Origin of the sequence: Domibacillus sp. PGB-M46 (genome assembly GCF_022668875.1) — a bacterium.
Classification (GTDB): Bacteria; Bacillota; Bacilli; order Bacillales; family Domibacillaceae; genus Domibacillus.
In genome coordinates this window covers 1-11,985 of sequence record NZ_JAKGCR010000047.1, presented here as the reverse complement: position 1 = coordinate 11,985, position 11,985 = coordinate 1, and the positions used below count along the sequence as shown (strand labels likewise).

Genomic DNA, 11,985 nt, shown 5'->3' with positions numbered 1-11,985 from the left:
CTACTAGGATCCGTAAAATCCTGACTACGAATGGGTGTCTTTAGAGAACCCATTTGTAGTCAGGATTTTTTTATTGTTTTCTAAGAAATAAGGAAATAATTAAGAAAAAACCTATTTAGGAGTGTTCAAAATGGATAATGTATTTGATTATGAGGATATTCAGTTAATTCCAGCAAAATCGATTGTAAACAGCCGGTCTGAATGCGATACAAGTGTTACGTTTGGCAGCCGGACATTTAAGCTGCCTGTTGTGCCTGCTAATATGCAGACGATTATTGACGAAAAGATTGCTGTTTACCTGGCGGAAAATAATTATTTTTACATTATGCACCGTTTCCAGCCTGAGAAGCGGCTCGATTTTGTGAAAGACATGCAATCCCGCGGCTTATATGCCTCTATTAGTGTCGGGGTTAAAGAAGAAGAATACACGTTTATCACAAACCTGGCAGAAGAAAATCTTACACCTGAATATATTACGATCGATATCGCACACGGACATGCCAATTCGGTCATCAATATGATTCAGCATATTAAGAAGCACCTGCCTGGAAGCTTTGTAATTGCCGGGAACGTCGGAACACCTGAAGCGGTGCGCGAGTTAGAACATGCGGGCGCGGATGCGACAAAAGTGGGCATTGGACCTGGAAAGGTATGCATTACAAAAATTAAAACTGGATTTGGAACAGGCGGCTGGCAGTTAGCTGCACTGAGATGGTGTGCAAAAGCAGCGAGCAAGCCGATTATTGCAGACGGCGGTATCCGTACACACGGGGATATTGCTAAATCTGTCCGGTTTGGCGCATCAATGGTGATGATTGGCTCCCTGTTTGCCGGACATGAAGAATCTCCTGGAGAAACAGTTGTCCAAGATGGAAAGATGTATAAAGAATACTTTGGATCAGCTTCTGAGTTTCAAAAAGGGGAAAGAAAAAATGTCGAAGGTAAAAAAATGCATGTAGAATACAAAGGTGCGCTGCAGGATACATTAACGGAAATGGAGCAGGACCTTCAGTCTTCTATTTCTTATGCAGGCGGAAACAAGCTGTCGGCAATCCGCAATGTAGATTATGTAATTGTGAAGAATTCCATTTTCAACGGTGACAAAGTCTATTAAAGCTGTTTAAAAAATAAAGGCCAGCCAGGCTGCTCGGCTGGCCTTTTATTTTATTCTTTCTGCAATCTCTACTATCTTTTAGTTACAGTGGCCGTCTGCTGAACACTTCATAATGCCTTCCTTATCAATTTGAGTCGTTACATGGTGCAGTTCAAATTCGTCATGAAGCAGCTTTTTCGCTTTAAACAAAACATCCTGCCCATCTTCATCTCGGCTTACAACCAGATGGCAGCTGAGCGCTGGAAAGTCAGACATGATAGACCACACATGCAAGTCATGGACTTCTTTTACTTCACTCAGCATATGTCCCGCATCCGACAACAGTGCCAGACTGTTCGTTAAAAATCCGCCTATTACCTCTATGATCGTATAAGAAGTAATTAAGAAGAACGACCATTTTAGAGCCGTTTTATTGCTGCTTCCGTGATGATGCCCATGATGCCGTGATCCTGTTCTTGCTGCAGCGGAATTTCTCTCTTTTTAGCCGATTCATTTATACCCTTACATTGCAGGCAATCATTTTTAGAATGAAAGAACGAACATCTTCTTTTATGAAGGAATTACTATTTCATTACATTCCTGTATATGTTCAGCTATATACCTGGCATCTTCCCCTACGCCTTGAAGAAGAGCCGAACCGCGCCGGACCTGCCAGGGCAGGCCTAAAAAATATAACCCTTTCATTGGTGTAATGCCTCTTTGATGAACAGGGTGTCCCTTGTCATTGAGTACACCTTTTACTTTCAGCCATGCATAATCCGAAACAAATCCTGTAGACCAGATAATATTTTGTACCTCAATTGTAGAACCATCCTGAAATTGTATAACCGTTCCCCTCGCCCCGGTCGTTCTGCTCTTTTGTACCACTGCTCCGCTTATCAATGCATGCTTTAATTCTGAGCCAAAAATAGGATCGCCGCTGCTGCGAATCTTTCTTGCCACCCATGAATCACTTGGAGCATCTAATACTCCTGTTTTATCAAGCCACCAAAAAATACTCCTCTTTCCTATTTTCAGCGGTAAAAATCGTAACTTTTGGCTGACAGATAAGTATGTTTTTCTTGTCTTAGACAGTTCTACTGCGATTTGAGCCCCGCTGTTGCCGCCGCCTACTACTAGCACATTCCCCTCAGACAAACCAGCCGGATTCTTGTACTGGGAAGAATGCATCTGGAGAACGTCTGTTGAAAGCTTTTGGGCAAAATTCGGGATGAAAGGTGTCTGGAAAGGACCCGAAGCAATGATAAGACTGCTTGCTTCATACGTCTGGCCATTTGTTTGGATACGAAAGCAATCCCGTTCCTTCCATACACTCTCCACTTCTGTCTGCAGGTGAACTGGAAAGTGGAATTGTTCCGCATAATGTTTCAAGTAAAAAGCCATTTCATTCTTTGCAGGAAAACCATGTGGGTCGCCCTTTAGCGGCAGTCCGGGCAGGGCGCTGTACATTCTCGGTGTGAATAAGGTTAACGAATCATATCTGCTTCTCCACACGCCCCCAATATCCTCACTTCGATCTAAAAGGATAAAGGGCTGATCGAGTCTCTTTAAATGATACGCCATTGCGAGTCCTGCCTGCCCTGCACCAATAATGACTGTGTTATACATCCAACCGGCTCCTTTTCTTTCGTACACCTTCATCATTTTTTAGTTAAACATTCAAACAATGGTTTGAACGTTTAGATGCTTCTATTATAATCAAATTTTGGATAAACATGAATATTAAACTATATATGAGAATGTTTTTGAAAGCAAAAATTCCACTAGAGCCCATCAGTCTCTTGGTGGAATATTCACAAATTTGTTTCTTTAATAAATTAAAAATTTGTTGCTGTTTGGTTATGATTTTTAATGTTTTCTTTAGATTTTTTACCCGGCTTTAGAACAGACAGCCCCATCGGCAGCAAAGAAACAAGCCCAATAACTCCAATTGTAAACAATGCCCTGTGATGGTAGGCATCAGTTTCGACGCCATGATCACGATTGACATTAAAAAAACAATAACAGGATAAACAAGGCTGCTTTTTTCACCTGCACTATGAAGATAAATATGACCTGCTTGAACAAATTAGCCATGCTTATTTAAAAGAATTGATGGAGGTGCTGAACATTTCTGCAGATTTTATATTACCTTTTATCTCCTCTGCTTATATTGGAGGCGTAAAGGGCGGCTGAGTGAAGATACCCGGTATTCTCCGGAGTATGTGGCAGAAGTCATTACGAAATGTCCGATAAACGCGATTGGCTACAAAATCAATTTCAAAGAAGAAGATTCGGATTAATGGGTAAGCCAGCTGTAGATTGATGTGTTTTAGGAGCTTATTTTATTTACAATGCATAACTTAAAAATGCACCCCAATGGTTAGTTGTGTCTAACTTTTGGGGTGCGCTTCAATTCCATTTGCTGTTTAAGTTTGTCCATCTCTTGTATTCGCCGGGCAATATGCTTTTTTAAGTCCTCCAGCTCTATCATTTTACTTTTCAGTAATGTTTTTCGTTTACTGAGATTTCCGTTCTCAATTAACTCCTTAATGGCTGTTAAAGACATATCACAGCTTTTTAAAATATTAATTTTATTGATAATCTGAATTTTCTCACGGCCATAATATCGATAATTTGTTGAAGGATCAGTGTAAGATGGCTTTAGCAGGCCAATATCACTGTAATAACGCAATGTTTTAACAGAGGTACCGCATAACTTGGAAAATTCACCTATCGAATACATGTTATTCTCCTTTCAGATAGGACATCTTGTGTTTAGATTGAATGCTTCTTTCCATTTCTCCCCAAAAGAACTCAATCAAAATCTTTGCAATGCGTATCAGTATTTGTCAGTAAATTTACCCATATTCTCACTTTATCTAAACCATTTGTCCATAACAATAGTTATTTTCTTGTATTATTGGCCAAAACTCCTCCCATTTACAAAATAACTAGGCGGGGATTTATACTGGTTTAAAATCGTTAGAGATTGATCACAAGTATTTTACGAGAAAGAAATCCAGAAGCCAAAATCAAAAACGGATTTTTGCTTTTTTCAGTTAGTTTGCCTTGTAGACCACTACATGGAAAATTATACAAAATAAGAAAGTGAAGTGTCAGCTTGATTAAAAAGAGTGAGGTTTTTAATTTAACAAAGAAACTAAAAACCTCACTCTCTTCAAATCTCGCTCATAACGGAGAAGGTTTATCGTATAACCTGTTCTCGCAGTTGGCTAATGGAATAAAGACCTTCTTTTTCATGCAGCTTTCGCATTTCAATACTGCCTACTTTTGTAGCGGCATCATACTCACCAAGCACAGTGTCCATCATAATAAAAACTGCCTGATCGTACGCCATATTTTCTGCATTATACCCATTGATGAAAAACCTAAGATCCACCAATTCTGCTTCTGGGTCATACAGATAATCGAAATATACGTCTTCATCCGTCAGTGTCAGCCCGTCAATCGAAACATGGCAGCCCTCCTCGGACGGCTGGCGAAAAGCAAGAATGTCGAAACCATTCAGATTTGGGGCTTGATCCACTAATCCATTGACAACAGGAAATAATTCTTCCACACCGTCTGCACTGATAATCAATTCCCTTTTTCCGTTTATCAGATCCGCACTAAATTCAAATGCAAGATCCTTGTGCACCTTGCGCAATTTTTTCTCAAGCTGGCTAAACAATGGCTCATAATTTTCTTCAGACAACTGGTAATAGTCCTGTTGTACTTCCTTAAACCATTGCCAAAACAATGCTGCCTGATCTTTTTTCTGAAACAGTCTTTTAATAGGCATTGTCCCTCACCCTTTCCACTATTTATATTTCATCGTAATGTAAGTTCTCGAACGATACTTCCCATCAACTGTTTTTCCTGCTTTACCTTCAGGCCGGCAGCTTGTATATTCTCTATTGTTTTTCGATTAATATTAGCGCCCCACATCCTGACAATAATAGGATTTATAATATCCATCAGCTTGCCAAGAACAACATGTTCACTACGCATGTGTTCAAGCATCAACACTTTGCCACCAGGCTTTAACACTCTCTTTATTTCTTTTAATTCCTGAACCGGATCAGGTACTGAACAAAAAACACATGCTGTAACGACGGTATCAAAGGATGCATCAGGAAAATCTATCTCTTCTGCATCCATCTCCATTAGTTTAACAGGAACCGGGGCTTTTTCTGCTTCTTCTTTGGCCAGCTTTATCATTTTAGAACTGAAATCAATCCCTGTTACATAGGTTACCGCAGAAGGATAAAAAGGGAGATTCGCACCTGTGCCAATCCCAACCTCCAGTACCTCTCCTTCTGCCTTTGCAAGCATTTCTTTGCGCCACGAGGGACGGACCATTTTATCCATCGTGTTAAACACCGGAGCAATTCGATTGTATCGTCTTTTGATCGTTTCTGTTTGTTTAGACATACTGAGCCTCTCCTATCTAGATCGCTTTGTTAAGAGATTAAAAACAACATATAAAACACTTACTGCAAATTCAAAGGTTCTCCTGCAAAATGGACAAAGAACCGGGTAGAAATGAGGGAAATACCTTATTAAAGAACAGCATCCTATGTATATTCAACCATGTTCTCCTGGGCAAAGCCGCAAACTTCCACTTTCAGGGTGACTTCTCATTCTGCACCTGTCTGAACAATCTTACTCATTTTTTGACATAAACATATTCTCTGGCTTTAAATCGTTCATTCTCCATAGTCATTTCCCTTTTCTCGGTTGACATATCGAAAAAAATCGATATACAATAGTAAGCATGGAACCAATCGATGTATTTAAGGCGTTATCAAATGAAACCCGACTTAACATTTTACACTGGTTAAAGGAACCAGAGAAGCACTTCCCTAAACAAGGCGCTCACCTGCCAAAGGAGGTTAGTATCAAAGGGGGAGTATGTGTAGGGGATATTCAAGAAAAAGCCAAAGCTTCTCAATCTACCGTTTCCCATTACTTAAACATGATGCAGAAAGCGGGCCTGCTTGAATCAGTTCGTTATGGTCAATGGACCTATTATAGACGAAATGAAGAAGCCATTCATCAGTTAGCTGAATATTTTAAAACAGAAATTTGAGTTGATTGATTTCTGTTTTTTTTTACAACGTACTATATCGATTATTCTAGATATATAATTATAAAGGTATTAAGAGGGAGGGATTTATCTCATGCGTTACTTCGCATATATACTAGCGTTATTAGCAGGATCAGCCCTTAGCTTTGAAGGAGCTATCTATGCTGAACTAGGGAAAACAATAGGACAGCTCGAAACTAGCTTTTATAACTTCTTTATGGGTTCAATCATCATGGGATTATTATGGTTATTCTTTGGAAAAGGTAAACTTTCATATGCGGTGGAAGCACCTAAATGGTCCATACTAGGAGGCGTTTTGGGAGTTGTATATTTGACATCTATCGTGATTAGTGTTCCATTTGTTGGTGTTGGAATCACCATGGTTGCAGTCATTATTGGTCAATTGGTAATGAGTATGGTTATTGAACATTATGGCTGGCTTGGCAGCAAAAAAACCAGAATCAATAAAGAAAAAATATTTGCCGTTATTTCAATGATTATGGCGCTTATTTTAATAAACTAGGAGGCTTAAAAATGGGTATATTTATGATTCTATTCACCTTATTAGGAGGTATTACGTTAAGCGCCCAATCGTCTATCAATGGAACACTTAGTCGAAAAGCCGGAACAATAGAAACGACATTTTTGACCTTTATCACTGGATCTATGTTTCTTGCCATTTTTATTCTGTTTTTTGGTCAAGGAAATGTACTTGGAATACTGGAAGCACCCAAATGGCAATTAAGTGCCGCCTTTTTAGGTACGATGTATTTGCTTCTCACTGTCATGGCTGTTCCAAAAATTGGGGTCATTGCAACTAATATTGCTGGTATTATTGGTCAGCTTGTCATTGGTATGCTTATTGATCATTTTGGCTGGTTTGGCAGTTTAGTCATATCTTTTGATTTGAAGCGCTCTTTTGCCTTACTCTTTATGGTCATTGCTCTTTATTTTATCTACAAAGGAAATAAACGCTCCAGTAAAGAAAGCTGTGCATAACAAGTTTGAATAATGAAAAACGCTGCAAACCATAAAAAAGGAGCAGCGTTTTTTATAAGATCAATATATCTTTATTCATCTAAATTTTTCATTCGTCGAACAAAAAAACGAGCCGTATTTTTAACGAAGCCCTTTTCTAAAGTCCTTTATGCTTCGCAGGACAGATCTCCCCCCCATCCTCTTCTAAGGTCACTGGCCCCTTACACACCATTTCCCTATTTCAGTTCTTTGTTTATAGTCCCACTTTTTCACCTTAATACTTCATTCCATTCTAAACAGAATGGGGCTATACCTGTTTGAATCTGTTTATGCTTAAAAAAATAACGTTTTTCTCTGTATTAGTAATTTTGAGTAGTAATTTAACCTTAATTCGGCTTAGAAAAAATATAACCAGCCATGTATTCAAGTTAAAAGAAAAATGGCCGATAAAACTAGTAGCAAAGCCTTGGTTAGCATTATATATTTTGTCTAACTCATCATTATTTTATAGTCATTTAGGGGGGAAAACATGAGGATGAAAAAGACAGCAAGAAAAGAGTTGTCTCAAAAAGGAAATCGCTTGTTCGCTGGATCTCTTAAAAATAAGCTGATTTTATCTTTTGCATTGATTTTGATTATTCCAAGCTTAATTATTGGCTCTCTTTCTTATGTGAAAGCAAAAAAGAGTATCCAGGAAGAGATTACAAACAGTGCAGAAACCAATGTTCAGTTACTTAGTGATGTATTAGATACTGCTTTCAAAGCAAAAATGGAGCAAACTAATTTTTTAGCAAGCCGGATAAGCAAGGAGCTGTTTAAAGATCCATCTTATAAAAATCTTCATAATCAACTTGCCGGCTTTTATAACACAACTGAAGGACTGCTTTCTGTTTATGTTGGCACAACAGACGGGACTTTTGTAATGGAACCGGCCCTTGGTTCTCCGGAAGGTTATGATCCGAGAGAAAGAGGTTGGTACAAACAGGCGATGGAACACAAAGGAGAAGCGATCATTACCTCTCCCTACCCAGATGCTTCGACCGGAAAAATGGTTGTAACAATTGCTTCGGCCCTTCAAGACGGAAGTGGAGTTGTTGGATTCGATCTTGAAATTAACAGTTTGGGCGAAATTGTTTCACAGGCCTCTATTGGGCAAAAAGGATACCCATTTATCATGGACGGAGATCAAAAGGTTGTTTTCCACCCGAGCGCAAAACCGGGTGAAACATTAGACAGCCAGATTAGCGGTCCATTATTCGCCTCCAATGAAGGGCATTTTGAATACGAATTTGAAGGTATTGCGAAGGACATGGTTTTCCTGACCAATCCAACGACCGGCTGGAAAGTGGCAGGAACAATGGAAGTATCCGAATTTACCGATGCCTCTCAATCGATATGGAACAGTGCTTTATTGACTTTAGCCCTTTCCCTTATTGCTGGAAGTTTGTTTGTATTTTTTGTTCTTCGTTCTATTCTCCGTCCTATCAGCCGTTTAATGACAGTAACTGAAAAAGTAAGCAACGGAGATTTAACAGAACGTGTAGATGTAAAAACAAAGGATGAGATTGGACAACTGGGGACAAGCTTTAACCAAATGATTGATTCTCTCCGCAGTGTTCTCATGAAGATTAATGATTCTTCCCAGCATTTAGCAGCATCTACCCAGCAGCTATCAGCTGGCTCTGAATACACAGCCCAGACAACAAAAGAAGTAGCCGATGCTATTCAGGAAGTTGCATCAGGTTCGGAATCTCAAATGACCAGTACAGAAGAATCCGCAAAAGCGACCGAGGAAATTGCGAGAGGAATTCAGTATATTGCTGAAGGATCTAATATGGTTTCGGAATCTTCCGTTACTGCATCTCAAAATGCTCAAAAAGGAAATGAAGCACTTGAACAAGTCACAGCACAAATGAAGCTTATCGCTGAAACGGTAAACGGAAGTGTAGGGACGGTTAAACTTCTGGAAGAACATTCTCAGGAAATTGGAAAAATCACAGATGTCATTACACAAATTGCCGATCAAACAAATCTTCTGGCGTTAAATGCTGCAATTGAAGCAGCAAGAGCTGGCGAACAGGGAAAAGGGTTTGCGGTTGTAGCGGAAGAAGTGCGGAAGCTAGCGGAAGAGTCCAAAAAATCAGCGAACCAGATTTCTAACTTGATTAATACCATTCAAACAGACACTGCTAAAGCGGTGACTTCGATGGAAAAAGGAAAATCGGAGGTTGAAAGCGGTTATGGTGTGGTTATAACTGCAGGAAAAGCTTTCGAGCAGATTCTTGGGTCTGTTCAAAAAGTAACGGAACAAATACAAGAAGTTTCAGCTACTTCCCAAGAGATTTCTGCGAGTGCTGAAGAAGTCACTGCATCGGTTGAAGAAGTTTCCAGCATCGCCAGCGAAACAGCAGCCAGTGCGAATCAAGTGGCTGTTTCCGCCGAAGTTCAGCTGCATTCCATTGAAGAGATTACAAGGTCTATTCATGAATTAAGCAAACTTGCAACCGACTTACAAGAAACAGTGAACGAATTTAAAATGTGAGAAATAGTTTAATGAAAACATACAGCAAAGGTGAAATCTGCTCAGGAAATATTTATTACCTCAGCAGCCAAGCAAAAAAGCGCTGTTCCTTGAAAATAAGGAACAGCGCTTTTCTTTTGCTCACTTCTCTCTTTAGCTAACAACCTGGTTATTAAAAAGAAATCTTTGAAATTCTCCAACTGCTTGGTGTAAACTCTAACTTTTTGTAGGCACACCCGTTTAACGTCCTACTTCACTTTCACCTTAAATTTGGGATACTTCTACTGTTCCCCTATTTCATCAAGATTGTTTGACCTAAAGTTATCGAGCAATGCACGCACTTCATCTGTTGACTCTGTGCTCATTAATTGATTTCTTAATTCACTTGCTCCTCGAAATCCTTTGACATATATCTTAAAAAAGCGATGAAGAGCCTTGAACGGACGCAGCTCTAAACCTGAATATTTATCATGAAGATCCATATGCAGGCTTAAGAGATCAAGCAATTCCTTACTGCTATGATCTTTCGGCTGCTTTTCGAAGGCAAATGGATTATTGAAAATACCACGCCCAATCATAACCCCATCAACACCGTATTGATGTGCAAGCTTTAAGCCAGTTTGACGGTCAGGGATATCCCCATTAATTGTCAAGAGTGTATCTGGTGCCACCTGGTCACGAAGTTTCTTAATCTCCGGGATTAGTTCCCAATGAGCAGCTACTTTGCTCATTTCCTGTCTCGTACGCAGATGAATGGAAAGATTCGCAATGTCTTGTTTCAATATGTGTGTGAGCCAGTCATGCCATTCATCTATATCTGAGAATCCAAGCCTTGTCTTTACACTTACGGGCAATCCTCCTGCTTTTGATGCTTGTATTAAATCTGCTGCAACTTCTGGGCGTCGGATGAGGCCACTTCCCTTTCCGTGTTGTGTTACATTAGGTACAGGACAGCCCATATTGATATCCACTCCTCTAAACCCGAGTTTCGCCATACCAATACTCATTTGCCGAAAGTATTCAGGCTTATCCCCCCATATATGAGCTACAATCGGTTGTTCATCCTCTGTAAAAGTCAAACGCCCACGCACACTTTTGTTCCCCTCTGGATGACAATAACTTTCCGTATTTGTAAACTCTGTAAAAAACACATCCGGTCTGGCTGCTTCACTCACTACATGGCGAAAAACAACATCCGTCACTTCTTCCATTGGTGCCAGTATAAAAAAAGGTCGTGGTAAATCACGCCAAAAATTATCTTTCATATTCAAATTCAAATCCTTTCATTCATTATGGGATACCAGAGTGGGATACCAGAGCAAACCCTTGTCCCAAAATTAAAAAGCAAAATGTCTCTGCTTCTTTTACACTTATACCATGCTTAAGCACTTTTTATCAAACTGATCGGAAATGTTTATTTTAATATCACAATCTCTGTATAACCAAAATAATCTCTTGCTAAAATCCACTCCATCAACCAACAAAACATAAAAAAAACCCTAAACGTTTTACCTGCATCATTATTAGCAGGTACAGTGTTTACATCATCCATTTTTCCAAGTGTTTGCAGAGAGACTGTCAATCCTGTATCTGCAATAGAGTCACCGTTACAGGAAGGAGCAACGCCATTCACTGATGCAAATGGGACAATCTACGAAGAGGCTGTAATGTTCCTTTATGACAATTTGGATATTATAAACATTTGGAGTAGAACATCCAATTAAGCGAGCAGATGTTACTGTTATTATGTACAAACACTCGGCACTTAATGGCCAGATCAATGTCTCTGAAACGAATTTCAAATATGTACCGGCCCGTCCAGCTCAAGCTGTGGCAGCTCTTAAAGATGGAATTCTCAACGGCAAGTCGGATGTGTGCTTTGGAGCTGAAAACAACACTATACGGGATGAAGCAGCCATTCTTCTTTTCAACTTATTTGGCGAAGAGCCGCTTGGTGGTGCTTTTGGAAATGACGCATCGAGTAAATTCACATTTGTAACAGTCCGTTATGCAGCACCTGTAAACTTGCTTGCCTATTTTCCTAAAAATAGTTCTTTCAAATACAAAAACACCACCCGAATAAAATCCAAGCGACGTTTATCTATATAAGAGGAGGTGCCTGTGCAGCACCCGCCTTTCCCTTATAGGTTTTCCAAAAACCAAGTTCTCTTTCATGGAAGATGCTCCCGTAATAAAAAGGACAGCCTAGGCTGTCCTTTTTATGTTTGCCTGGCGGCGTCCTGCTCTCACAGGGGGAAACCCCCAACTACCATCGGCGCTGAAGAGCTTAACGGCCGTGTT

At 39.8% G+C, this 11,985-nt stretch carries 12 protein-coding genes and 1 pseudogene; 6 read left to right on the top strand and 7 right to left on the bottom strand.

Annotated features, from left to right (window positions below):
• The first annotated feature begins 130 nt into the window (after nt 1–130).
• Nucleotides 131–1,114: a GMP reductase gene (gene guaC / locus L2D08_RS23205; protein ID WP_242237841.1), complete on the top strand. Its 984-nt coding sequence runs from the start codon at nt 131–133 to the stop codon at nt 1,112–1,114.
• Between the two features lie 78 nt (nt 1,115–1,192).
• Here the strand turns inward: guaC and L2D08_RS24210 are convergent, their stop codons facing one another.
• From L2D08_RS24210 to L2D08_RS23175, 6 genes and pseudogenes are all read right to left on the bottom strand, one after another.
• Nucleotides 1,193–1,417: a cation transporter dimerization domain-containing protein gene (locus L2D08_RS24210; RefSeq protein WP_242237851.1), complete on the bottom strand. Its 225-nt coding sequence runs from the start codon at nt 1,415–1,417 to the stop codon at nt 1,193–1,195.
• Nucleotides 1,406–1,561: pseudogene (locus L2D08_RS24635) on the bottom strand (cation transporter); the annotation flags it as partial. The gene L2D08_RS24210 and the pseudogene L2D08_RS24635, both read right to left, overlap by 12 nt.
• 102 nt (nt 1,562–1,663) lie before the next feature.
• On the bottom strand, nt 1,664–2,722 hold the full coding sequence (locus L2D08_RS23190) for a flavin-containing monooxygenase (RefSeq protein ID WP_242237840.1): 1,059 nt from the start codon (nt 2,720–2,722) through the stop codon (nt 1,664–1,666).
• A 754-nt stretch (nt 2,723–3,476) separates the two neighbouring features.
• Nucleotides 3,477–3,839 (bottom strand): MerR family transcriptional regulator, encoded by a 363-nt coding sequence (locus L2D08_RS23185; RefSeq protein WP_242237838.1) that lies wholly within the window; start codon nt 3,837–3,839, stop codon nt 3,477–3,479.
• Nucleotides 3,840–4,301: 462 nt separating this feature from the next.
• Complete coding sequence (locus L2D08_RS23180) at nt 4,302–4,898, bottom strand: hypothetical protein (RefSeq protein ID WP_242237836.1); 597 nt, start codon at nt 4,896–4,898, stop codon at nt 4,302–4,304.
• Nucleotides 4,899–4,927: 29 nt separating this feature from the next.
• Nucleotides 4,928–5,530, bottom strand: a complete 603-nt coding sequence (locus L2D08_RS23175; RefSeq protein WP_242237834.1) for a class I SAM-dependent methyltransferase — start codon at nt 5,528–5,530, stop codon at nt 4,928–4,930.
• 343 nt (nt 5,531–5,873) lie between these two features.
• On the opposite strand from L2D08_RS23175, the gene L2D08_RS23170 reads away from it, so the two are divergent.
• From L2D08_RS23170 to L2D08_RS23155, 4 genes are all read left to right on the top strand, one after another.
• Nucleotides 5,874–6,188, top strand: a complete 315-nt coding sequence (locus L2D08_RS23170; RefSeq protein ID WP_242237831.1) for an ArsR/SmtB family transcription factor — start codon at nt 5,874–5,876, stop codon at nt 6,186–6,188.
• Between the two features lie 91 nt (nt 6,189–6,279).
• Nucleotides 6,280–6,708 carry a DMT family transporter gene (locus tag L2D08_RS23165; RefSeq protein ID WP_242237829.1) on the top strand — a complete coding sequence of 143 codons (429 nt, stop codon included), beginning with the start codon at nt 6,280–6,282 and terminating at the stop codon, nt 6,706–6,708.
• An 11-nt stretch (nt 6,709–6,719) separates the two neighbouring features.
• Nucleotides 6,720–7,184 (top strand): DMT family transporter, encoded by a 465-nt coding sequence (locus L2D08_RS23160; protein WP_242237828.1) that lies wholly within the window; start codon nt 6,720–6,722, stop codon nt 7,182–7,184.
• 508 nt (nt 7,185–7,692) lie between these two features.
• Nucleotides 7,693–9,705: a methyl-accepting chemotaxis protein gene (locus L2D08_RS23155; protein WP_242237826.1), complete on the top strand. Its 2,013-nt coding sequence runs from the start codon at nt 7,693–7,695 to the stop codon at nt 9,703–9,705.
• Nucleotides 9,706–9,965: 260 nt separating this feature from the next.
• On the opposite strand, the gene L2D08_RS23150 is transcribed toward L2D08_RS23155, so the two are convergent.
• Nucleotides 9,966–10,949, bottom strand: coding sequence for a tRNA dihydrouridine synthase (locus L2D08_RS23150; RefSeq protein ID WP_242237849.1), 984 nt, complete (start codon nt 10,947–10,949; stop codon nt 9,966–9,968).
• Nucleotides 10,950–11,430: 481 nt separating this feature from the next.
• On the opposite strand from L2D08_RS23150, the gene L2D08_RS23145 reads away from it, so the two are divergent.
• Nucleotides 11,431–11,793, top strand: a complete 363-nt coding sequence (locus L2D08_RS23145) for a hypothetical protein (RefSeq protein ID WP_242237824.1) — start codon at nt 11,431–11,433, stop codon at nt 11,791–11,793.
• The last annotated feature ends 192 nt before the right edge of the window (nt 11,794–11,985 follow it).